The sequence below is a fragment of the Verrucosispora sp. FIM060022 genome, from assembly GCF_003977705.1.
In the GTDB taxonomy this organism is placed as follows: domain Bacteria; phylum Actinomycetota; class Actinomycetes; order Mycobacteriales; family Micromonosporaceae; genus Micromonospora; species Micromonospora gifhornensis.
On record NZ_RQIV01000007.1, the window covers coordinates 176206 to 199925 of the forward strand.

General features: G+C 69.6%; 18 protein-coding genes. 7 read left to right on the forward strand and 11 right to left on the reverse strand.

What is annotated here, in order from left to right; genetic code table 11:
- Position 1 precedes the first annotated feature (1 nt).
- The gene (locus EG812_RS19885) at positions 2–1315 is read right to left on the reverse strand and encodes an aminotransferase-like domain-containing protein (protein ID WP_126712438.1); all 1314 of its coding nucleotides are present in this window, start codon (positions 1313–1315) and stop codon (positions 2–4) included.
- Positions 1316–1607: 292 nt separating this feature from the next.
- Between EG812_RS19885 and EG812_RS19890 the strand changes: the two genes are divergently transcribed.
- Positions 1608–2273: a GNAT family N-acetyltransferase gene (locus tag EG812_RS19890; RefSeq protein WP_013736595.1), complete on the forward strand. Its 666-nt coding sequence runs from the start codon at positions 1608–1610 to the stop codon at positions 2271–2273.
- Positions 2274–2320: 47 nt separating this feature from the next.
- Here EG812_RS19890 and EG812_RS19895 read toward each other — a convergent pair whose 3' ends face one another.
- The 7 genes from EG812_RS19895 to murJ form a co-directional block, all read right to left on the reverse strand.
- Positions 2321–3487 (reverse strand): N-acetylmuramoyl-L-alanine amidase, encoded by a 1167-nt coding sequence (locus EG812_RS19895; RefSeq protein WP_013736594.1) that lies wholly within the window; start codon positions 3485–3487, stop codon positions 2321–2323.
- A 196-nt stretch (positions 3488–3683) separates the two neighbouring features.
- Positions 3684–4007, reverse strand: coding sequence for a thioredoxin (trxA, locus tag EG812_RS19900; RefSeq protein WP_126712439.1), 324 nt, complete (start codon positions 4005–4007; stop codon positions 3684–3686).
- Positions 4008–4039: 32 nt separating this feature from the next.
- Positions 4040–4990: a thioredoxin-disulfide reductase gene (gene trxB / locus EG812_RS19905; protein WP_013736592.1), complete on the reverse strand. Its 951-nt coding sequence runs from the start codon at positions 4988–4990 to the stop codon at positions 4040–4042.
- Positions 4991–5164: 174 nt separating this feature from the next.
- Complete coding sequence (locus EG812_RS19910) at positions 5165–6211, reverse strand: RsmA family anti-sigma factor (RefSeq protein ID WP_126712440.1); 1047 nt, start codon at positions 6209–6211, stop codon at positions 5165–5167.
- A complete protein-coding gene (sigM, locus tag EG812_RS19915; protein WP_502697204.1) occupies positions 6208–6945 on the reverse strand; it encodes an RNA polymerase sigma factor SigM in 738 nt (245 codons plus the stop codon). The genes EG812_RS19910 and sigM overlap by 4 nt, the downstream gene beginning before the upstream one ends.
- A gap of 40 nt (positions 6946–6985) precedes the next feature.
- Positions 6986–8587: a protein kinase family protein gene (locus EG812_RS19920; protein WP_013736589.1), complete on the reverse strand. Its 1602-nt coding sequence runs from the start codon at positions 8585–8587 to the stop codon at positions 6986–6988.
- A gap of 428 nt (positions 8588–9015) precedes the next feature.
- Positions 9016–10761 carry a murein biosynthesis integral membrane protein MurJ gene (murJ, locus tag EG812_RS19925; protein WP_013736588.1) on the reverse strand — a complete coding sequence of 582 codons (1746 nt, stop codon included), beginning with the start codon at positions 10759–10761 and terminating at the stop codon, positions 9016–9018.
- Positions 10762–10887: 126 nt separating this feature from the next.
- Between murJ and EG812_RS19930 the strand changes: the two genes are divergently transcribed.
- From EG812_RS19930 to EG812_RS19940, 3 genes are all read left to right on the forward strand, one after another.
- Complete coding sequence (locus tag EG812_RS19930; RefSeq protein ID WP_013736587.1) at positions 10888–12348, forward strand: CCA tRNA nucleotidyltransferase; 1461 nt, start codon at positions 10888–10890, stop codon at positions 12346–12348.
- Between the two features lie 210 nt (positions 12349–12558).
- Positions 12559–14640, forward strand: coding sequence for a S8 family serine peptidase (locus EG812_RS19935; RefSeq protein WP_126712442.1), 2082 nt, complete (start codon positions 12559–12561; stop codon positions 14638–14640).
- Between the two features lie 380 nt (positions 14641–15020).
- On the forward strand, positions 15021–15500 hold the full coding sequence (locus EG812_RS19940) for a methylated-DNA--[protein]-cysteine S-methyltransferase (protein WP_126712443.1): 480 nt from the start codon (positions 15021–15023) through the stop codon (positions 15498–15500).
- A 138-nt stretch (positions 15501–15638) separates the two neighbouring features.
- Here EG812_RS19940 and EG812_RS19945 read toward each other — a convergent pair whose 3' ends face one another.
- The 3 genes from EG812_RS19945 to EG812_RS19955 all read right to left on the reverse strand — a co-directional run bounded on the left by EG812_RS19945 (position 15639) and on the right by EG812_RS19955 (position 18286).
- Positions 15639–16250 carry a hypothetical protein gene (locus tag EG812_RS19945; protein ID WP_126712444.1) on the reverse strand — a complete coding sequence of 204 codons (612 nt, stop codon included), beginning with the start codon at positions 16248–16250 and terminating at the stop codon, positions 15639–15641.
- Positions 16251–16544: 294 nt separating this feature from the next.
- On the reverse strand, positions 16545–17624 hold the full coding sequence (locus EG812_RS19950; RefSeq protein ID WP_013736583.1) for an inositol-3-phosphate synthase: 1080 nt from the start codon (positions 17622–17624) through the stop codon (positions 16545–16547).
- A 23-nt stretch (positions 17625–17647) separates the two neighbouring features.
- Complete coding sequence (locus tag EG812_RS19955; protein WP_013736582.1) at positions 17648–18286, reverse strand: PadR family transcriptional regulator; 639 nt, start codon at positions 18284–18286, stop codon at positions 17648–17650.
- Positions 18287–18476: 190 nt separating this feature from the next.
- Between EG812_RS19955 and EG812_RS19960 the strand changes: the two genes are divergently transcribed.
- From EG812_RS19960 to EG812_RS19970, 3 genes are all read left to right on the forward strand, one after another.
- Complete coding sequence (locus tag EG812_RS19960; RefSeq protein ID WP_013736581.1) at positions 18477–18935, forward strand: DUF5318 family protein; 459 nt, start codon at positions 18477–18479, stop codon at positions 18933–18935.
- A 196-nt stretch (positions 18936–19131) separates the two neighbouring features.
- The gene (locus EG812_RS19965; protein ID WP_081476223.1) at positions 19132–22038 is read left to right on the forward strand and encodes a transglycosylase domain-containing protein; all 2907 of its coding nucleotides are present in this window, start codon (positions 19132–19134) and stop codon (positions 22036–22038) included.
- Between the two features lie 150 nt (positions 22039–22188).
- Entirely contained in the window at positions 22189–23712 is a 1524-nt protein-coding gene (locus EG812_RS19970) for a glycosyltransferase family 87 protein (protein ID WP_013736579.1), read from the forward strand.
- The last annotated feature ends 8 nt before the right edge of the window (positions 23713–23720 follow it).

Sequence of the window (23720 nt, forward strand, 5' to 3'; positions counted from 1 at the left end):
ATCATGCCAAGTCAGGACCGGGGGTGTCGGAACCGGCCTGGCCGCGCCGTGTGCCCGGCCCGCCGACCGCACCGAACACCCGCCGCGTGGCGATGTCCTGCTCCATCACACCGGCCAGCCGGCGCACCCCCTCCCGGATCCGCTCCGGCGGGGGGAAGGAGAAGTTGAGCCGGATGTTGCCGGCCCCGCTGCCGTCGGCGTAGAAGCCGGTGCCCGGCACGTAGGCGACCCGGGCGGCGATGGCCCGAGGCATCATCGCCTTCGAGTCGAGCCCTTCGGGCAGGGTCGCCCAGACGAAGAGACCGCCACCCGGGTTGGTCCACCTGGTCCCCGCTGGCATCAGATCCGCCAGCGCGGTGAGCATCGCGTCCCGTCGCTCCCGGTAGACCTCCCGGTAGACCTTCAGCTGCTCACGCCAGGGCATGGTGGTCAGGTACGTGCTGACGGCCGACTGCGCGTACGCGCTGGGGCAGAGGATCTGCGCCTCGCTGGCGATGACCAACTTGTCGCGTACGGCGTGCGGGGCGAGGATCCAGCCGACGCGCAGGCCGGGGGCGAACGTCTTGGAGAAGGTGCTGAGGTAGAAGACCCCGTGCCGGCGTCGGGCCCGCAGCGGAGCGGGCGCTTCCTTCTCGAAACCCAACTGGCCGTACGGGTCGTCCTCGACCACCAGCAGACCGGCGCGTTCGCAGATGTCCAGCACCCGTTCCCGGCGCTCCTCGGTCAGCGTCACGCCGGCCGGATTCTGGTACGTCGGGATGGTGTAGAGGAACTTCACCCGCCGACCGGCCCGGGCCTGCTCCGCGATGGCCGTTTCCAGCGCCTCCGGGATCAGGCCGTCCTCGTCCATCGGCACGTGCACGACCTGCGCCTGGGCGGCCTGGAAGACCCCGAGAGCACCGACGTAGGTCGGGCCCTCGGCGAGTACCACGTCACCCGGGTCGAGGAAGAGTCGCGCCACCAGGTCGAGGGCCTGCTGCCCGCCGACGGTCACCACCACGTCGTCCGGTGACGCGCCGCAGGAGGCGTCGATGCCGGAGAGAGACATCACCTCGCAGATTCGCTCGCGCAGCTCCAGGGTGCCCTGGCCGATGCCGTACTGGAGGGTGGTGGTCCCGTGCTCGCTGCTGAGCCGACCCAGCATCTCGCCCACCGCGTCCAGCGGCAGCGCGGCGATGTACGGTGCGCCACCGGCCAGGGAGACGACCTCCGGCCGGCTGGCGACCGCGAACAAGGCCCGGATCTCCGAGGCGGTCATCCCCCGCACCCGGCGGGCGTACCGATCGGTGTAGTCGTCGAGCGTTGTGCCGGTCATGACATCACCTCGATGCTGCGCGGACGGCTCCTGCCCCGGATACCCGGGACACCGGCGACCATGGCGGCACGGCACGCCGAGTGCCGATCCTAGCCGCCGAACGACGCCGACGGCGTGTGTGATTCCGCGCCCGTCCACATACCGGACCGGTCGCTGACCGTCCTGAGGTGGGCGTTTGCGCGTCCTCTCCCGCGCCGCCGATCGGCGGCGTACGATCGCTCGTCGGGGCAGGAATGCGGCGGGTGGCGTCCGAGCCGGTCCCACTGCCGAGCCTAGTGTGGGGAAGCACGCGATGTCGCGACGACTGGTCAGTCTGACCCTGGACACCCTGGAGGACCTGCCCCGTCCGTGCCGGCAATGCGTCTACTGGGAGCTTGATCCGGTTTCCGCCGACCGTGCCTGCGCGGCCGGTGACCCCGGTCTCGAGAAGGAGGCGTGGGTCTCGCAGACCCTGCTGGAGTGGGGTTCCTGCGGCAAGCTGATCTACGTCGACGGCATGCCGGCCGGGTTCGTCATGTACGCCCCACCGGCGTACGTGCCCCGCTCGATGGCGTTCCCCACCTCCCCGGTCTCCGCGGACGCCGCCCTGCTGATGACGGCGAACGTGGTGCCGGCCTTCGCCGGCGGCGGGCTGGGCCGGATGCTGGTGCAGGGGGTCGCCCGTGACCTCACCAAGCGGGGGATCAAGGCGATCGAGGCGTTCGGCGACGCGAAGTTCGGTGACGCGGCCGACCCGGCGGGTGCCTGTGTCGCACCCGCCGACTTCTTCCTCTCGGTCGGCTTCAAGACCGTCCGGCCGCACCCCCGCTACCCCCGGCTGCGCCTGGAACTACGGACGGCGCTGAGCTGGAAATCGGACGTCGAGTACGCGTTGGAGAAGCTGCTCGGCTCGATGAGCCCGGAGTCGCTGCTGCGTCCGGTGCGTCCCACCCCGGCCACCCGGTCCACCACCGGCTGAGCGCGAAGCGCGGTTCGGCGTCCGAGCAGACGCCGGGTCGGCCTCGCTCAGTCGACCACGTTTCCGGCGGCGACGGCAGCCCGCAACTCGCTGACGTCAAGCGAACCGGTCGGCACGTCGCGTTCGTCCGGCAGGTACATCCGTTGCACCGCCGCCACGATGGCCTCGACGAGCTTGTCCCGGAACCGGGGCTCGATCAGCCTGCCGCGGTCCGTCGGCGAGGTGAGGTAACCGACCTCGATGCGTACCGCCGGCATGCGGGTGAGTCTGAGCAGGTCCCAGGCCTTGGCGTGGGTACGACAGTCGCGCAGCCCGGTGCGCGCCACGATCTCCCGCTGTACCAGCCCGGCCAGTCGTTCCCCGGTTGCCGAGGTGACACCGTTGTCGGTGCCGTAGTGGTACGTCGCGACCCCTTCGGCAGCCGGATTGGCGTGCCCGTCGGTGTGCAGGGAGATGAACACGTCCGCGCCGAGCGAGTTCGCCAGGTGCGCCCGGTCGATGTCGGGCAGGCACGTCTCCGGCGCCGGTCCCCGGGTGAGCTGCACCCGTACGCCCGACGCGGCGAGCCGACCCTCCAGCCGGCTGGCCAGGTCGTGCATCAGATCCGCCTCGGTCCACCGCAGCGGCCCGTCGGGTACGACCACACCGGGCTCGGTGCCACCATGGCCCGGGTCGATGACCACCGTCCGCCCGACCAGGGTGGGACCGGACTGCCGGATGGCGTCGGACTCGCGCAGCCACTGCGGTCGACCGCCGACCACCTTGCGGCCGAGCCGGCGCAGCGCCCCCATGGTGTGCGGTCCACAGGTGCCGTCGGGGGTCAGCCCCACCTCACGCTGGAACTGGGCCACTGCCCGAGACGTTCGGATGCCGTAGATCGCGTCGGCTCGACCGGTGTCGTACCCCATCTCCAGGAGCCGTTCCTGCAACGACCGGACGTCTTCGCCAGTGAGCGGCACCGGTACCGCGTGGTAAAGGGTGCGGGCACCGAGTCGCCAACGGGCGGCGTCGAGCGCCCGCCACGTCTCGGCGCCGACGCGGCCGTCGACGCTGAGGCCACGGGACTGCTGGAACGCCCGTACCGCCCGCTCGGTGGCGGTGTCGAACTCGTCGTCGTACGGGCCGGTGGCTTTCGAGAGGAGGTCCAGGCTGGTCAGTACCGCACGGATCTCGGCTACCGCAGGTCCGCGGTCACCGGAACGGATCGGACGCACGCACGACCCCCTCTGTACGGTCGGTGGCTGGCCAGGCCCGTCGGCGGCACGTGCACCGCGGACGAGGACCAGGTGGTCACCGGCGTCCGGCGGCCCCCGGTTCGAGGTTATGCGCTGGCGATCCGCAGGGTTGGAAAACGCCTCGACCCCGTGCCGGCGAGCCGGTCACGGGGTCGAAATGGCGGTGCTGCGGGGCTCAGAGAGCCGACTGGATCAGCTTGACCAGCTCACCCTTGGGCTTGGCGCCCGCGATCGACTGCACCGGCTCACCGTTCTTGAACACGGTGAGGGTTGGTACCGACATCACCCGGTAGGCGCGGGCCGTCTCCGGGTTCTCGTCGATGTTCAGCTTGACGATGCTGACCTGGTCACCCATCTCGCGGGCGATCTCCTCCAGCAGAGGTGACACCTTGCGGCACGGTCCGCACCACTCAGCCCAGAAATCCACCAGAACCGGCTTGTCGGACTTGAGTACGTCGACGGCGAAACTAGCGTCGGTGACCGACTTGGTTGCTCCCACTGTTTGGTCCCTCCTGCATCGGTGTGTCTCGTTCAGTCCGTTGCCAGCGTGGCGATGAAGCGTTCCGCGTCGAGTGCGGCGGCACAGCCGGTGCCGGCGGCGGTGATGGCCTGCCGGTAGGTGTGGTCGACCAGGTCACCGGCGGCGAACACACCGGGGATGCTGGTCCGGGTGCTGGGGGCCTCGACCTTCACGTACCCCTCGTCGTCGAGCTCCACCTGCCCGCGGAACAACTCGCTGCGCGGGTCATGGCCGATCGCCACGAAGACGCCGGTGACGTCGAGCACCTTGGTCTCGCCGGTGTGCACGTTGCGGATCCGAGCCCCGGAGACCTTGCCGTCCGCGCCGAGGATCTCCTCCACCACGGAGTTCCACTCGACCTTGATCTTGTCGTTGCTCAGCGCCCGCTCGGCCATGATCTTGCTCGCCCGGAACGAGTCCCGACGATGGATGATGGTCACCGACTCGGCGAAGCGGGTCAGGAAGCTGGCCTCCTCCATCGCCGAGTCACCGCCACCGACGACCACGATGTGGTGGTTGCGGAAGAAGAAGCCGTCGCAGGTGGCGCAGGAGGAGACGCCGTGGCCCAGGTACTCCTGCTCACCGGGTACGCCCAGCGGACGCCACGCGGAGCCGGTGGCGAGGATGACGGCCCTGGCCCGGTAGGCGCTCTCGCCGACCCAGACGGTGCTGTACGCGCCGGGGCTGGCCGTGTCGGTCAACTCCACCCGGGTGACGTCATCGGTCAGGAACTCCGCGCCGAACCGCTCGGCCTGCTTGCGCATGTTGTCCATCAGCTCGGGGCCGAGGATGCCGTCGGCGAAGCCGGGAAAGTTCTCCACCTCGGTGGTGGTCATCAACGCGCCGCCGGACTGTACGCCTTCGATGATCAGGGGCTTGAGGTTGGCGCGGGCCGCGTAGACCGCCGCGGTGTAACCGGCCGGCCCGGAGCCGATGATGATCAGGTTGCGGACCTCGTCCACTGCCGTCTCCCAATCGTGTTGACTTGCCGACATCGGTGAAGCGCCGATGCCGAACCGAGTGCCGACGCGGCGGCAACTGACTTCCAGAACATCATCGTAGGAACCGGGGATTCCCGAGCCGGTCATCCGGTGGGTCAGGTCACGTGGACGGCCAAACGTCCGGCGCCTGACGACTCACCCTACCCGCGTACGGTGACGGCTGTCCGAGCCGGATCCGGGGATACCACATTCAGGGCCGCTGACCCACGCCCATCGGGTGCCGGCGGCGTCGGTGAAGCGCACCACCAGCGCCGGGTGTCCCTGGAAGCGGGCATACTCGATGTCCTCGAAGACCAGCGGCTGTGCGCCGTGTTCGGTGCCGATGTCCGCGAGGCAGGCGGTCAGCGCCACCTGGTCGTCGAGCCGGGCCAGGTCCGCGGGGCCGGCCATGCGATCGACGTCGCCACCGGCATCAGGTGTTTCGGTGCTGGAGTAGGCGCTGATCTTGGTTTCCGGCTCCGTCGCCAGTTCCTGCGGGGTGTAGTCCCTCCCGGTGTGCCGCTGCGGGGTGCCTTCGGTGACCGGGAGCCGCTGGGGCGAGGCGTTGACCGCGGCCCGCTCGGGACCGGCCTGGCCTTCCTGCACGTGCGGGGTGGCGACCGGATCGCTCAGCGCGGTGCCCGCTGTCGTGTCGCCGCCCTGATTCGGCCGGACCAGCTGCAGGGACCCCAACCCGACGACAAGCGCGGCAGCGAGGGCGACCGGCCCTGCGATGCGGGCCCAGCGGCGGCTCCGCCGACCAGGCCGGGTGGCGTTGCGGTCGGGACCGGACGGCGGCGCGGCTTGCGGGCGGCGGCCACCGAGCGGCTGCGCCGGAACCCGGGACGGTCGCCCGGTGGAAACCCGATCGTCGCTGTGGTCCGAAGCCGTTGCCGGGATGTCCGAGTCCAGATCGGTGTCGTCGCTGTCGGGCAGGACGTCGGAGAGGTCAGCGGTGTCGAGTGCGGCGCGGATCCGGTCGGCGACCTCGGGTGGCATCTCCACCGCGGAGCCGCCCCAGCCGAGCAGATCGGTGCGCACCTCGGCGACGGCCGGGGCGAGCAGCGCGTGCGCCTGTGCCCAGGACGGATCCTGGGCGATCAACCGGGCTACCTCGGCCTGCTCCGGGGTGCCCTCCAGGGCACCGCCGAGGTAGTCGGCGAGCAGGTCGTGGTCGACCTCGCTGAACTCCCCGGCAGTCACGTTTCCTCCTGGTTGACATCCGGCCTCCAGGACCGTCCCGACCCCGATCGGACGTCCCGCCGGGCGCCCGGGTTCCCTGGGGTGACCGCCGGCACTTCCGAAAGTGCCTCGTCACTGCCGGTCCGCAGGTGACCGAGCAGTACGGCGAGCCGGGCTCGACCCCGGGCACACCGGCTCTTGACCGTCCCTTCGGCCACGCCGAGGATCCGGGCTACCTCGGCGACCGGGTAGCCCTGCACGTCCACCAGCACCAGCGCGGCCCGCTGCTCGATCGGCAGGGTGGCCAGGGCATCCCGGACGACGAGCGCGGTGTCGTGGTCGCGTACCGGTGCGGCGGGCTCGACCCCGCCGGTGCCGTGACCGTCGCTCGGCTCCCGAACCCCGTCGGGCAGTGGCACGGTGGGATGGGCCTGGCGTCGGCGGATCCGGTCGAGGCAGGCGTTCACCACGATCCGGTGCAGCCAGGTGGTGACGGCCGCGTCGCCACGGAACCGGGCGGCAGCCCGGTGCGCCGACAACATGGCGTCCTGGAGGGCGTCGGCGGCCTCCTCGCGGTCGCCGAGCGTACGCAGGGCAACCGCCCAGAGCCGGTCCCGGTGCCGCTGGAACAGCTCACCGAAGGCATGCCGGTCACCGGCCACGTGGGCGTGCAGCAGGTCGAGGTCACTGCCCGTCTCGCTCACCGCTGCTCCACCCGTCCGGCCGGAACCGGCGTCACCCGTCGCTGCCCCCATTGTCAGGCTCGGTCGGGGCACCAGTTCGGCCGGGCTCGGCTCATGACCCCTGGACCGTGATCTCGTTGACCCCGACCTTGTAGCCACTCCCGTTCGGCGGCAGGTCGGTGATCCAGAACAGCAGGTACCGGTACTTCTGGTCGGCGTCGAAGCCGTTGAAGGTCATCGTCGTGCCGTCGTGCGCCTCGAACGGCTGACCGATCGGGTTCTTCTTGTACGCCTTGAGAATCTCGTCGTCGCCCTTGTTGGTCGAGGGCTGGTCGATGGTGCCGGTGAGCAGCTCGGCGGAGGCACCCGTGTCGGAGAGGTTCACCTGCACCGACTTGATGGTGTGCTCGCCACCCAGGTCGATCCAGACGCCCATGCCCCGCTTGTAGTTGCCGAAGTTGCTGGCCCCCCGGTAGGTCTGCGTGGACCAGCCGTCGTCCTTGTCGCCGTCGAAGACCTTCTCGGCGTCGCGGACCTCGGCCCGGTCCCGGCTGTCCGGGTCGATGATCCGGGCGGCGCTGATCTTCAGGTTCCGGACCGCCGGTGCCGCCGGCTCCTCGCTCACCGGCGCGCTGGAGGTGGGCGCGGCGACCGGATTCTTCTGCGGCTCGTTCTCGTCACCACCGAGGGTGCTGATGCCGATCAGCAGGCCCACCAGGGCGAGCGCGAGCAGGCCCGCGATGCCCAGGGCGACCTTGCGGCCACCGGCGGCGGCCAGCGGCGAGGGCTCCTCGCCGGTCTCGGCGGCGAAGCGCAACGGACCGTTCGTGTCGAGGTAGTCGTCCTCGGGCACGTCGAGTCGGGCCAGTTCGGCCGCCAGAACGTCCGAGGACGGCGGCGCGATGTCGGCGTCGAGCAGGTCCATCGTGAGGTCGTCCAGGTACGCCGGCACACCGGCCCGGACCTGACGGGGTGCCGCCGCCGCACCGTTGGCGTCGCGTACGGCGTCAGGAATGGCCGCCCGGCCGTGCCCTGCGGTGGCGCCGTGCAGTGGGGCCTCGGCGTGCGGCCAGTAGCCGGTCAGCGCGAAGTAGAGGAGGCCGCCGACGGCTCGGACGTCGTTCTCCTGGCTGTCGGCACCGTCGGTACGGGCATCGGCCAGCACCACCCGACCGTCGTCGCTGATCATCACCGTGCCCGGGTGCACGTTGCCGTGCACCATGCCGGTGGCGTGTACGGCCGCCAGGGCGCTGGCGACCGCGTTGCCGACGGCGGTGGCCCGGGCGGCGTCCAAGGGTCCCTCGGAAACCAGTTCCCGCAGCGAATGTCCGTCGACCCACTCGCGTACCACGTAGGCCCGCTCGGCCTCGTCGATGGCGTCGTAGACGCCCACCAGGTTGGGGTGGATGACCCGGCTGGCCGCGACCGCGGCCTGGAGCATCTCGGTGGCGGAGTCGCCACCCGGGTAACGCATCACGACCGCCACCGGCCGACGCAGTACGACATCGACACCACGCCAGACCAACCGGCCGGCGCTGTCGTTGTTGATGTGCTCGACCAGTTCGTAACGCTCGGCGAGGACCTCACCGGCCGTCGGAGCACCGAAGGTCATGACCGGCGGAGTGGTCTCGTCCGCGTCCTGACCCTCGCCGACCTGGGTCACCCGTCCTCCCTCGGTGATCTTGTCGATCGATGGACCCGCGCTGCTGGGCATGTGACTTCCCGCTCCGCATTCGTCTGGCACGGGGCGACCGGTTCCGACGCGAGCCGGTGCCTGCCGTACCCGTCGAGAGCGACCTTACCTGGGATGGCCGTCTCCCCGACATGTCATCTTCCCGCCGTGACCAACAGGGGTGTTCGCACTCGGGCGCACTCGTCCGGTTACGACCGATGTCAGCCACGTTGCTGGTACATGTACCAGCCAATCTAGAGGCCGCCTACAACGAGCTGTCGCCGGGGCGGTGCTGGCTGTACGCGGTGGATCAGGTGCCAGCGGGGTTCCCGTCGATCGGCCGACCACACTCGGCCTTCCGGTTGGTTATCCACAGGCTGATCCGGCAGGTGAGCGGCGACGCGCTGAGTTATCCACAGGCACATCCCCAGCCTGGTGATCCTCGATCACACTCGGTGAATTCGTGGAGATCAGCGGCCGAGTCGGCGACGGACCATGCCGACCACCTCGGTGATCTCGGAGATCCGGAGCAGCATCGCCAGACCGAGGTACGCACCGCCGATCACCGCACCGCCGACCACCAGCTGCACGAGGGCCTGCAGTCGGGTGGGCGTGTCGTCGCCGGGCAGCACCGCCACCACCAGCAGGCCGACGAGTGCGGCGCCGAGCGCGGCCACCGCCACCCGGCCCAGGGTACGCAGGATGGTGCCCAGCCCGATCCGGCCCACCCTCGGACGCAGCAGCCAGGCGGAGGCGATGGCGGCAGCGAGGTACGAGATCGTGTTGCCGATCATCATTCCGGACGCCGCGAAGCTCGCCGAGAAGGCCGCGAACAGCCCGATCTGCACCAGCGCCCGCAGCGCCACCACCGGGATGTTGATCAGAGCCGGGGTGCGGGTGTCCGGCAGCGCGTAGAAGGCGAAGGTGAACAGTTGACTCACCGCGAACGGCACCAACGCCACCGCCGCGAACAACAGCACCGGGGCGGTCGCCTTCGCGCCTTCGTCGGTGAACGCCCCCCAGCGGAACAGCGTGAAGGCGATCGGGGTGGCCAGCACGGCGTAGCAGACGGCGATCGGTGCGAGCACCGCCGAGACGGTGCGGGTGCCGCGGGACAGGTCGGCCGCCAGATCGGCGTACCGGCCGTCGGCGGCGGCGGCGCTCATCCGGGGCATCAGCGCGGTGATGATCGAGACGGCGATGATGCCGTGCGCCATCATCAGCAGCAGGAACACGTTGTTGTAGATCAACGCACCGGCGGCCTGCCCACTGGTGCGGCTGAGCAGGTTGAAGACCACGATCAGGCCGACCTGGCTGACCGCCACGTAACAGAACATCCAGGCGCCCAGCCGACCCAGCTCGCCCAGGCCGAGCGCGCGGAAGTCGAACCGGAACCGCCACCGGAAGCCGACCTTGCGCAGCGCGGGCAGCAGCCCGGCGGCCTGGATGGCCACACCGAGCAGGGTGCCGCCGCCGATCAGCAGGATCCGGCCGGTGGTCATCTCGTCCGGGGCGAGGATGTCGGTGCTGAAGATCGCGATGTAGAGGCCGGCGGTGGCGATCACCACGATGTTGTTCAGGATCGGCGCCCACATCGGGGCGGCGAAGTGCCCCCGGGTGTTGAGCACCGCGCTGATCAGCGCGCTCAGGCCGGTGAAGAAGATCATCGGCAGCATCAGCCGGGCCAGCGAGGTGACCAGGGACCGGTAGTCGGCAGGTGCCTCGTCGCTGGCGTACAGCCAGGTGAGCACCGGTGCCATGGCGACGGCGAGCAACGCCGCCGCGCCGAGCGCGACCACCGCCAGGGTGAGCAACCGCTGGGTGTACGCCTGACCGCCGTCCTGGTCGAACTTGCGTCGCCGCACCAGCACCGGGATCAGCACGCTGGTGAGAATGCCGCCGAGCAGGAACTCGTACACCATCCCGGGCAGGATCTGGGCGGTGGTGTACGCGTCACCGATGGCCGAGCCGAGCGCGGCGGTGATCGCCAGGGTGCGCAGGAAACCCGTACCTCGGCTGACCAGGCTGCCGATGGCCATCACCGCGCTGTTGGTCGCGGCGCTGCTCTCCGCGACCTGCTCCTGCGGTGGGGCGACCGACTCGGCGGCGGGCTGGTTGAGCGGGTCGGCGGAGATGAACGTGGCACCGTCACCGGGCCGGCCGCCGGGCGCGCCGCCCTGCTGGGCGTTCGCGCTGCGGTAGAGCCCGCCGCTCATCTGCGCCTCCAAAGGGATAGGCCGGAACCGGCATCGGCCCGCACGCCACAGACCTTAGTCAACCCCGGCCCGTTACCCGCGCCCGGCGGAGGAGATGCCAGTCAGGACCGATAGGCTGCTGATCCGATGTCCGACGCCGCCGCATCCCACGCCACCGACCGCCGCGAACTGAGCGCCGCGCAGCGCAACGCCGTCGCCGAACTGCTCCGGGTCTCCCCGGTCGCCGACGAGTTGGGCCGCCGATTCGCCGCCGCCGGTCACGAACTGCATCTCGTGGGCGGTTCGGTACGCGACGCGCTGCTCGGCCGGCTCGGCGAGGATCTCGACTTCTGCACCGACGCGCACCCGGATCAAACGCTCGGCATCGTGCGCGGCTGGGCCGAGGCGATCTGGGAGACCGGACGCGAGTTCGGCACCATCGGCTGCCAGCGCGACGGTCTGCGACTGGAGATCACCACCTTCCGCGCCGAGTCGTACGACCAGGTGAGCCGGAACCCGGTGGTCGAGTACGGCACCAACCTGACCGAGGACCTGCGGCGGCGGGACTTCACCATCAACGCGATGGCGGTGAGCCTGCCGGATCACCGCTTCACCGACCCGTACGGCGGCCTGGCGGACCTGGCCGCGAAGGTGGTGCGTACCCCGGGCACCCCCGCCGAGTCGTTCGGCGACGACCCGCTGCGGATGCTGCGGGCCGCCCGCTTCGCGGCGCAACTGCGCTTCGCGGTCCACCCGGACGTGTACGCGGCGATGACCCGGATGGCGGCCGACCTGGACCGGATCACCGCCGAGCGGATCCGGGACGAGTTCACCAAGCTGCTCTGTGCCGCCGACCCGATCACCGGGCTGCGCCTGCTGGTCGACACCGGGCTGGCCGAACGCTTCCTGCCGGAGTTGACCGGCCTGAAGCTGGAGATCGACGAGCACGCCCAGCACAAGGACGTCTACGAGCACACCCTCACCGTGGTGCGCAACGCGATCTCGTACGAGCAGGACGGGCCCGACTTCATCCTGCGGATGGCCGCCCTGATGCACGACGTCGGCAAGCCGGCGACCAAGGCGGTCGGGTCGGACGGCCGGGTCAGCTTCCACCACCACGAGGTGGTCGGGGCCCGGCTGACCAAGGCGCGGATGAAGGCGCTGCGCTACCCGAAGGACATCACCGCCAAGGTCACCGCCCTGGTCGCGCTGCACCTGCGCTTCTACGGGTACGGCCGGGGCGAGTGGACCGACTCGGCGGTTCGCCGGTACGTCACCGACGCCGGTGACCTGCTGTCCCGACTGCACAAGCTGACCCGGTCGGACTGCACCACCCGGAACCGGCGCAAGGCGGCTCAGTTGGCGGCGGACTACGACGCCCTGGAGGAGCGGATCGCCCGGATCGCCGCCGAGGAGGACCTGGCCCGGGTCCGTCCCGATCTGGACGGTAACGCGATCATGGAGCTGCTCGGCGTACCGCCGGGGCCCATCGTCGGGCAGGCCTGGAAGTACCTGAAGGACCTACGCCTGGAACGTGGGCCGCTGGACCGTGACACGGCCGAGGCCGAACTGCTGCGCTGGGCCCGCGAGCAGGGCATCGGTAGCTGAGCGCCGGCCGGTCTTCACGTTATCCACGGGCGTCCTGCCGCGACGGTCGCTACGACGAAACGCCCACGTTCCGACCAAACGGTTGAGCCCTGCCTTGCGCAGTTCATTCATGATGTTGAGGCGTCCTGCTCGTGTCATCTGCCGCAGTAGGACATTCCATTGCCCGTCCGGCCGCCGCTGGCTGCCGACGACAAACGGGGAGATCGCCTAGTGAAACGACGTGGCGTACTGCGCCGCACGGCGGTAGCGGGGCTCGCCCTCGCCACCGCCTCGTCCATCCTGACCGTCGCCACCGGCGGCGCCGGGATGGCTGCTCCCGCCGACTCGGCCCGCGCCGAGGTCCGCGGCAGCGAGGGCACCGGCGTCGTGCCGGGCCGTTACATCGTCGTCCTCAAGGACAAGCAGGCCACCTACAGCAGCGTCCGGGCGCTCGCCTCGACCTTCGTCAAGCAGCATGGCGGCACCGTCCGTCAGGTGTTCGACTCTGCTCTCGTCGGCTACTCGGCCACGATGGACCAGCGGCAGGCCGACAGGCTCGCCGCCCATCCCGCCGTGGACTACGTCGAGCCGGTGCGCCGGCTGTCGGCCAACGGCACGCAGAGCAGCCCGCCGTGGGGTCTGGACCGGCTCGACCAGTACACGGCGAAGCTGAACAAGACCTACAAGTACCCGAACACCGGTAGCAAGGTCACCGCGTACATCCTGGACACCGGCATCAACGTCAAGCACCAGGACTTCGGCGGCCGGGCCACCATGGGGTACGACGCCATCGACCCGCCGGCGCCCACGCCCGACCCCGAGCCCACCGACCCGCCGGCAGGCGGCGTCCAGGCCAACGCGAACGGGGACTGCAACGGTCACGGCACGCACGTGGCGGGCACCGTCGGCGGCACCAAGTACGGTGTCGCCAAGGGCGTCAAGCTGGTCGGCGTACGGGTGCTCGACTGTGACGGCTACGGCACGACCGAGCAGGTCATCGCCGGTGTCGACTGGGTGACCGCGAACGCGCAGAAGCCGGCCGTGGCCAACATGAGCCTCGGTGACGTCGTCACCATCCCGTCGCTCGACGAGGCGGTGAAGCGCTCGATCGCCTCGGGCATCACCTACTCGCTCGCCGCCGGCAACTCGATGATGGACGCCTGCAAGACGTCCCCCGCCCGGGTGCCGGACGCGATCACCGTCGGTGCGACGGACCGGGTCGACATGCGGGCCTGGTTCTCGAACTACGGCAAGTGCCTCGACGTGTTCGCGCCGGGCGTCAGCATCGTCTCGGCGCGGCACGACAGCAACACCGGCAGCGTCGGCTACAGCGGCACGTCCATGGCCGCTCCGCACGTGGCGGGTGCGGCGGCGCTGCTGCTGCACGCCAACCCGACCTGGAAGCCGAAGCAGGTCCGCGACCGCATCGTCACCACCGGCGTCGCGGGCGCGGTCTACGACACGAAGGGCTCGATCGACCGGATGTTGACGGTCGGTTCGATCACCCCCACCCGCAGCGGCTTCGGCTTCAAGGCCAAGTCCAACGGCAAGTTCGTCACCGCCGCCAGCACCAAGAAGGCGCTTGTCAACAACGGCAAGAGCCTGGGCACCGCGCAGCGCTACGACTTCGTCAACGCCGGCAGCGGCCTGATCGCGCTGCGCTCCAAGAGCACCGGCCGGTACGTGGTGGCGCCGAGCAACGGCACCAAGCCGCTGATCGCCAGCCACAAGACGATCGTCAAGTCGGCGAAGTTCCAGATCATCAACCACGCCGACGGTACGGTCAGCCTCAAGTCCAAGATCAACGGCAAGTACGTCACCGCGCCGAAGTCGGGTACCTCGACGTTGAAGGCGAGCAAGACCAGCATCGGCTCGTCGGAGAAGTTCAACATCGAAGCGCCGGCTCCGGTGATCAGCATCAAGTCGAAGGCCAGCGGCAAGTACGTCGTGGCCGGCAGCAAGCCGCTGATCGCCAGCAGCAGCAAGGTCACCAAGTCGGCGAAGTTCCAGATCGTCAACATCGGTGACGGCTTCTTCGGCCTCAAGGCCCTCGCCAACGGCAAGTACGTGACCGCCGCGAGCAAGGGCACCAAGCCGCTGATCGCCAGCGCCAAGTCGCGCGGCGTGTGGGAGAGCTTCGACTTCCTCGACTACAACGGCGACGGCACGGTCTTCTTCCGGGCCAGCGACAACCAGGCGGTCTCCGCCGGATCGGCCGGCACCAAGCAGCTGATCTCAAACAAGAACATCAAGTGGTTCGATTTCGAGTTGGGGCTCGGCAAGGGCGAGAAGTTCACCGTCTCGGCCGCCTAACACCCCACGCACCACCCGACGCCCGTCGGAGCACCCGGGACACCCGGGCCGCTCCGGCGGGCGTCGCCCGTTGAGCCACCCGCACACTCAGGCCGCTCCAGCTGGGTGTTCGGCGCGCGCCCTGTGGCGCGGGTCTGTGGGCCTCCACCACCGTCCGACGAAGATCATGCTCGATCTGGGATCGAGTGGCTTCCCCGGCTCGGGAGACCACTCGATCCCCGATCGAGTGCCGGTCGGGCAGGGTGGTTGGTTGGCGGGCGGGTGTCAGTCGGGCGGGGTGGTTGGTTGGCGGGCGGGTGTCAGTTGGGCGGGGTGGTGGATTCGTGGATGGGTGCGGCGGGGTCGTGGTTGCGGAGTCGGGCGTCGGGGAGAATGGCGGGATGCGTTGGACGCTGCTCGACTCGCCGATCGGGATCTTCTCCGTGGCCACCGAGGGTGGCAGCGTGTGCGGGACTCGTTTCGGCCCGGTCGAGACCGCGACCGAGGTACCGGCCGACGAGACGTCCCGCCGGGCGGTGGCGGAGTTGCGGGCCTACTTCGCCGGGGAGTTGACCGAGTTCGACATCCCGGTGACGGTGCCGCGCGGCTCCGACTTCGAGCGGGCGGTGTGGCGGGAGATGACCCGCATCCCGTACGGGGAGACGCTGACCTACGGGCAGGTGGCTCGGCTGGTGGGTGACCCCGGTGCGGCACGGGCCGTCGGGGTGGCCTGCAACCGCAACCCGATCCCGGTCATCGTGCCCTGCCACCGCATCATCGGTGCCGGCGGCAAGCTGGTCGGCTTCGGCGGTGGCCTGGACCGCAAGGTCAAGCTGCTGGAGTTGGAAGCCCGGGTCGCCCTGCAACAAGCCTGGTCCTGACGGCAACCCTGCAGACCGCCGCGGCCAGCGCGGTGATCGACTCCGTTTCGCCGAGACGGCGGTGTCCGACCGCCCCAAAACCCGCCGTTTCGGCGAAACGGCGGTGCCACCCCGCTCCCAGCCCGGATCGGGGTCTGGTCAGCCTGGGGCGGGGAGGCAGCCGCCGTCGGCGATGCGGGTACCGAATTCCACGGTGATGTCGTCCTGACGGACGCTGCCGAAGACGCATGCCCGACCGGTCCAGCCGGAGAAGACCAGCCCGTCGCCGGGGCCAAGGTCGAGTCGACCCGGCGGTCGGACGACCACGTCCAGCAGCCCGGTGTCGGCCACCGCCTGCCGTACGGCTTCCTCCTCGGGCGCGTCTTGACCGCCGACGGTCAGCAGGTTGAGGACGCGTTGCACCTCCGCCGCGCAGGCGTGGGCGCCACCGGTTGCCGCCGGGTCGAGGGTGCCGCGCTGTCGGAAGGCCTTGTTGGCCGCCTGCTGGCGCAGGAATTCCTCCTGGCGCAGCTGCTCATCGGTCATCGGATGTCCGCTGCCGACCGCCTCCGGGGTGCCCGGGGAGGTGACCGTCCCGCTGGGCTTCGCCACCACCTCTGGCGGCGTACCGGCCGCAGCCGCGCAGCGGGCCTCGACGATCGGTGTCGCCGGGACGGCCGCTGATGTCGGCCCGCTCGACGGGGCGCTGCCGGGCGGTGCGCAGGCGGTCAGGGCGGACACGAGCAGGACGCCCGCGACTGCGCCGCCCACCCGATGCCGCGACCTGACGATGCCGGCCGAGGAACTCCAGATGCCGGTCGGGCAGGTGGCCGCCGTGCGGTTGGCAAGCCGGGAGAAACGAAACGATCGCCTCCGCATCGGCCATGGCCCGCCGCCATGCCGCAGTCGCCGGAACGACCGACACTCGTCAATGGACAGCACGCCGGTCAGCCTAACCCGCTCTCGCGGTACGAAAACGTACTTCCGTACCGCCGCCTTGCGGTGGGGGTGGGTAGCGGGGAGGGCCGGGTCCGTGCGGACCCGGCCCTCAGCGGTGTGGCTGCGTCAGCGCTCGACCTCGCCGGCGATGAACGCCTCGACGGCGGCGTGCGCGTCGTGGTCGGCGTACTGCACCGGCGGGGACTTCATGAAGTACGACGAGGCCGACAGGATCGGGCCGCCGATCTTCCGGTCCAGGGCGATCTTGGCGGCGCGGACCGCGTCGATGATGACGCCGGCCGAGTTCGGGGAGTCCCACACCTCGAGCTTGAGCTCGGCGTTGAGCGGGGTGTCGCCGAACGAGCGGCCCTCCAGGCGGATGTAGGCCCACTTGCGGTCGTCCAGCCACGGCACGTGGTCGGACGGGCCGATGTGCACGTCGCTCTTGGCCATCTCGTGCGGCACCTGGGAGGTCACCGACTGGGTCTTCGAGATCTTCTTCGAGACCAGGCGGTTGCGCTCCAGCATGTTCATGAAGTCCATGTTGCCGCCGAAGTTGAGCTGGTACGTGCGCAGCAGCTCGACACCGCGGTCCTCGAAGAGCTTCGCCAGGGCCCGGTGCACGATGGTCGCCCCGACCTGGCTCTTGATGTCGTCACCGACGATCGGCAGACCGGCGTCGGTGAACTTCTGCGCCCACTCCGGGTCGGAGGCGATGAAGACCGGCAGGGCGTTGACGAACGCGCAGCCGGCGTCGATGGCGGCCTGGGCGTAGAACTTGTCGGCCTGCTCCGAGCCCACCGGCAGGTACGAGACGACGACGTCGACCTGGGCGTCACGCAGCGCCTTGACCACGTCGACCGGTGCGGCGTCGGATTCCTCGACGATCTCGCGGTAGTACTGGCCGAGGCCGTCGAAGGTCGGGCCGCGCTGGACGGTCACGCCGGTCGGCGGTACGTCACAGAGCTTGATGGTGTTGTTCTCGCTGGCGACGATCGCCTCTGCGAGGTCCATGCCCACCTTCTTGGCGTCGACATCGAACGCCGCGACGAACTGCACGTCCGAGACGTGGTAGTCGCCGAAGGTGACGTGCATGAGACCCGGGACGCGGTCGTTCGGGTCGGCGTTCCGGTAGTACTCGACGCCCTGCACGAGGGACGAGGCGCAGTTACCCACACCGACGATGGCGACGCGGACGGAGCCCATCGCGTGTGCCTCCTTCTTTTCTGTCACGGCCGCTCTTTCCTGGACTCTCCAGGCGGAGGCGGGCTGTTGTCTTCTCGTCGGCCGCCGGCCGTCCCGTCGTTCGGGACCGTCGGGGCACGGCCGGAGCGCTCGTTGGCGATGAGCTCCTCCAGCCAGCGGACCTCACGCTCACAGGCCTCCAGGCCGTGGCGTTGCAGCTCCAGCGTGTACGCGTCGAGGCGCTCGGCCGCTCGGCCCAGCATGTCGCGAAGTCCTTCACGACGTTCCTCGATCGTGCGACGGCGACCTTCCAGGATTCGCAGTCGGGTCGCCTGGTCGGTTCGGGAAAAGAACGCGAAGTGCACGCCGAAACCGGTGTCGCCGTACGTCTCCGGCCCGGTCTGCGCGATGAGCTGGGCGAAGCGTTCCTTGCCCTCCGCGGTGATGGTGTAGACCACCCGACCTCGTCGGCTGGTCAGCGCGGGAACCTCCTCGGCGGTCGCGGGTGTGTCGGCGGCCTCGGTGATCCAACCCGCCGCCTGGAGGCGACGCAGGGTCGGGTAGAGAGAGCCGTAGCTGATCGCCGCCCGGATCGCTCCGAGCTTGGCGGTGAGCTCCTTGCGCAGCTCGTAGCCGTGCATCGGAGCCTCCTGCAGCAGGCCGAGGATGGCCAGCTCAAGCATCGGCCAACCTCCCCATTACCCTGTGCGTGGATCGCTAACCACCACGATGTATCGGACCGATACATCGCACCGTAGCGGCTAGCTCCGATCGGGGCAAACCCCCTCCTGTTAAACCCTCGGTCCGAGGTCTGCTCGTTACAGATCGTGACGGTGGTCGCCTCGTCTGGCGAGACCGCGTACCCTTTGCCGCATGCGTACGCAGCGCCAGGTCGTCGACTACTCGCTTCGGAGGCGAGCGCTGCTGCGTGAACTCGTCGCCGGTCGGGTCGGCACCTATGACCTGTGTGACGCGTCTCCGTACCTGAAGAACGCGGCTCGGTTCCACGGCGAGCCCACCGACCAGCGGTGTCCGATCTGCCGGAGCGAAAACCTCACCCACGTCCACTACATTTACGGCGACGAACTCAAGCAGTCCGCCGGCCAGGCCCGTACGGTGGCCGAGTTGTCGATGCTGGCGATGACGCTGCGTGAGTTCCAGGTGTTCGTGGTGGAGGTGTGCCTCGGCTGTGACTGGAACCATCTGGTGGAGCAGTATCTGCTCGGGCGGGACGGACTGACCGAGAGCGAGGCGGAGCATGAAGCGGCCGGCGGGGTAGCCGCCGCTGCTGCGGGAGCCAACGCTCAGCGAAGGCGAGAGGCCCAACGGTGATTCGAGCGCGATCGGCCAGCCCTGGCCGTGACGTACCTGGCCGGGGCGACCGACGGCTCGTAAGTGCGAATAGTCCGAAAGATTCGTATCTGATGCCGGCACCACGGCACCCCCGTGCCGTGCGCGCGGGTGTCGCATCTCACGGCAAACCGGTGGCGGCGCGACAGCGCCCCACCGCGACGGCAGGGTGTGAGGAATGAACTCGTACGGTGATCCCAGCTCCTCGCGCGGCCGGGCCCGGATACCGGGCCAGGACGACCCGGGGCAGGCGGACGACGCGTACCGCAGCCCGAGTGGTGACCCGCGCGGAGTCAACTGGACGACCGGACCTGAGGGCGCGGCCCCGTCGGCTCGTGCCTCGGTCGGTGGGCGGGCCTCGGTCGGTGGTTCGGCGAGCGTGCCGACGCCGGGTCGATCCGCCGGCTCGGCCTCGGTCGGTCGCGCCGGTCCGGGTCGTGCGTCGGTACCGGTCTCTCCGGCACCCGGTGGTCGTGCGTCGGTACCGGTCTCACCTGCCTCCGGCGGTCGGGCCTCGGTGCCGGTGTCGCCCGCAGCCGGCCTTGCCGGTCGTGCGTCGGTGCCGGTCTCCCCGGCTCCCGGCGGACCGGCGGGTCGGGCTACGGTCGGTGCGGCTGCCGTCGGGGCGGCCTCGGCCGGCCGGGCGAGTGTCGGTTCGGCTTCGGTGGGTGGTGCCGGCGGTCGAGCCGCCGTGGCGCGGGCCAGCGTCGGTGGCCCCGGAGGGCCAGGTGGACCGGGTGGTCCCGGTGGCCCGGGCGGACCAGTTGGTCCCGGGCGGGGCGGGCGTGACCCGAAAGCGGTAGCCCGGGCCCGTAGGCGCAAGCGGATGAACCTGCTGATCGCCAGCTTCGCCGTCTTCATCATGCTTGCCGGCATCGGCGTCGTCGGGTTCACCTACTACTCGACGAACGTGGTGCTGCCCAAGGAGATCCCGCTGCCGCTGTCCACCACCGTCTACGCCAAGGACGGCAAGACGCTGGTGGCCAAGCTCGGCAACGAGAACCGCACCTTCGTCACCATCGAGAACATCCCCCAGCACGTGCGCGACGCCGTCGCCGCCGCCGAGGACCGCAACTTCTACCGGCACTCGGGTGTGGACTACAAGGGCATCGCCCGGGCCGCCTGGAACAACCTCTCCGGCGGCGACAAGCAGGGTGCCTCGACCATCACCCAGCAGTACGCCCGCAACGCCTACGAGAACCTCCAGGACGTCAGCTACTCCCGGAAGGTGAAGGAGGCGATCCTCGCCTCCAAGCTGAACGACCAGTTCACCAAAGACGAGATCATGGAGAACTACCTCAACGTGATCTATTTCGGTCGCGGGGCGTACGGAATCGAGGCGGCGGCGCAGACGTTCTTCGGCGTCAGTGCCAAGAAGCTGAACGTGGCGCAGGGCGCGGTCCTCGCCGCGATGATCAAGCAGCCGGACGCCAGCGCGACCCACCAGGGGTACGACCCGGAGACCAACCCGACCGAAGCCAAGATCCGTTGGGAGTACGTGATCAACGGCATGGTCGAGGAGGGCTGGCTGGGTGCGCCGGGCAAGCCCGAGCGTCCGACCGAGTACCCGAAGGTCCAGAAGATCAAGAAGGACAACGGCTTCGGCGTGGCCTCCCCGCGCGGCAACGTGATCAACTACGTCCGCAAGGAGATGGCCGATTGGGGCATCTGCACTGAGAGCGGTGAGCCGGGCAAGCCGAGCTGTGTGAACGAGTTGCGCGAAGGCGGCTACCGGATCACCACCACCCTCGATCCGAAGATGCAGAAGGCGCTGGAGGAGATCGCCCAGGTAGGCCGCAAGGGGGTGTTCCTGGCGGACCAGCCGAAGAACCTGATGCCGGCTGTGGTCTCCGTCGAGGCGAAGACCGGCCGCGTACTGGCCTACTACGGCGGCAACAGTGGCGCGGACTTCGACTACGCGGGCCTGAACACCGACCAGAACGGCAACCTCGTGGGCGGCCACCCGCCGGGCTCGACGTTCAAGGTCTACACCCTGGCCGCGGCCATCGACGCCGGCATCTCGGTGAAGTCGTACTGGGACGCCACTCCGTTCAAACCGGAGGGCTTCAAGGATCCGATCGTGAACGCCGGTCGCGACGTGCGGCAGAGTTGCAACAAGTCCTGCACCCTGCAGGAGTCGACCGTGCTGTCGTACAACGTGCCGTTCTTCCACATCGCAGAGCAGATCGGCACGGACAAGGTGATCGACATGGCTCGCCGGGCCGGGGTCCGCACCATGTGGAACGACAAGCAGAAGGCGTTCGACCTCCTGAAGAACAAGCCGGAGGATCTTGCGCCGGGACAGTTCGACCGGGTGGCCGCCTACGGGCAGTACCCGATCACCGTGCTCGACCACGCCAACGGCATGGCCACGTTCGCCAACGGCGGCAAGTACAACAAGGCGCACTTCGTGCGGACCGTGGAGAAGCTGAACAAGGCAACTGGTAAGTGGGACAAGGTCCCTGGCACCGGCGAGAAGCTCAAGCCGCAGCAGGTGATCCGTCCGGAGGTCGCCGACGAGGTGACCGCCGTGCTCAAGGAGATCCCGGGTAAGAACAACGCAAGCGTGCCGAACCGTCAGGTGGCCGCCAAGACCGGTACCTGGCAGCTCGGCGACACCGGCAAGAACCAGGACGCCTGGATGGTCGGCTACGACAAGAACATCGCCACGGCGGTGTGGATCGGTAGCCGCGACGTCAAGAAGCGGGCCATCATCGACCGAGGCGGCAGCAACATCGGCGGTGGCGGTCTGCCAGGCCAGCTGTGGAAGCGGTACATGGAGCAGGCGCTCAAGGGTTACGACCCCTCCGACCTGCCCAACGTCTCCGGGATCGGGGACGCGGAGGCCGGCAACGGCGTACCGCCGGCTCCGCCGCCGCCGGAGCAGCCCGAGTGCGAGCCGACGGACTTCCTCTGCCGGCTGGGTGGCGGTCGCAACGACGGCGGTGACAACCGGGGCGGTGGCCGGGACAACAACGGCGGCGGCACCATCCCGACCAACCCGCTGCCCCCCGGTCGGGACTCACCGCCGGGCGGCGGTGGCGGTGGCGGACTGCTGCCACCGCGATCAACAGATCAGGAGTAGACGCGTCGACCCGTGGGCGGCCGGACACCAGGTCCGGCCGCCCACGGCGTGTCTGTCGGACGACCCTGCGCCAACCGTCCGTGAGGGATCCGCGGTGTCGTCGCGGTTTCGACTTCTACCCGGGCAACTGATACGGCAGGATGCACGGTCATGAGCACGAAGTCGACGCCGGGCATCGATGAATCTGGTGCCATCGACCATCCGTCCCGCTCCGACGGCTTCGTCCGTGGGCTGTCCGGGCTGATCGGTGGCCCGCTCGGCGACCACGCCGTCACCCGCGACCGCCCGAGCGGCGGGCGAGGACGGTTCTGGACGGCTGTGCGGATCGTCCTGGCGTTGACCTGCCTCACTCTCACCCTGCACTGGGTGCAGAAGTCGCCCTGCCAGGACGGCGCCTGGGTCAACAACCAGCAGTACACCCGGTTCTGCTACACCGACGTGCTGGCGCTCTACTACGCCGAGCGGCTCAACGAGGGCGCCGTGCCGTACCGGGACCATCCGGTGGAGTACCCGGTGCTGACCGGGTACTTCATGGGAGCCCTCGGGCTGCCGGTGCACTCCGCCGGTGAGGGTAACCCGGACATCAACCAGGGGCAGTGGTTCTACAACCTCAACGCGCTCGTGCTCGGCGCGTTGGCGTTGGCCACGGTGATGGTGCTGCTGTCGCTGCGCCGTCGACGACCCTGGGACGCGGCGATGTTCGCGCTCTCCCCCGCGTTGCTGCTCACCGCCACCGTCAACTGGGACTTCCTCGCCATCGGCCTGGCCGCGCTCGGCCTGCTGGTCTGGGCGCGTACCCGCGACGACCGGACAGGACTGACACTCGCGATCCTGTCCGGAGTGCTGCTCGGGCTCGGCGGCGCGGCCAAGATGTGGCCGCTGTTCCTCCTCGGTCCGATCCTGGTGCTTGCGATCCGCGCCAACCGGGTGCGGGCCGCCGTGCTGTCGATCATCGCCGCCGCGGTGACGGTGGTGCTGGTCAACCTTCCGGTGGCGATTCCGTACCGGGACAACTGGAACCGGTTCTTCGAACTCAACACCGAGCGCCCGATCGACTGGGGAACCCTCTGGTACATCGGTCGATACCTGGACGGCAAGTTCGGCGACCCGGCCTCCATCGGCCCGTTCCAATGGCTCGACGCGAACATCCCCACCCTGAACTACCTGTCGTACGCCCTGTTCGGGCTGGCCTGCCTCGCCATCGGCGCGCTCGCGTTGCTAGCGCCGCGCCGTCCGCGCCTCGCGCAACTCGCGTTCCTCGTGGTCGCGGCGTTCCTCATCTTCAGCAAGGTCTGGTCGCAGCAGTTCGTGCTCTGGATGCTGCCGCTGGTGGTGCTCGCCCGGCCCAAGTGGGGAGCGTTCCTGGCCTGGCAGATCGCCGAGGTGGGCTACTTCGTCGCCTTCTACGCCGAGCTGCTGGGCGCCGCGACCAGCACCTCGGTCATCCCGGAGGGCGTGTTCGTGCTGGCCGCGAGCCTGCGCCTGGCCACCGTGGTGACGCTCTGCGTGCTGGTCGTCCGGGAGATTCTGCACCCCGAACAGGACGCGGTACGCCGCAACTACGCCGACGACCCCGACGGCGGCCTACTCGACGGCACCCCGGACGCCCCCTGGCTCGACCGCTTCCGCAACCGTCGACCCGCCCCGACACCCACTCCCGTACCGACCGCCTGATTGCCGGG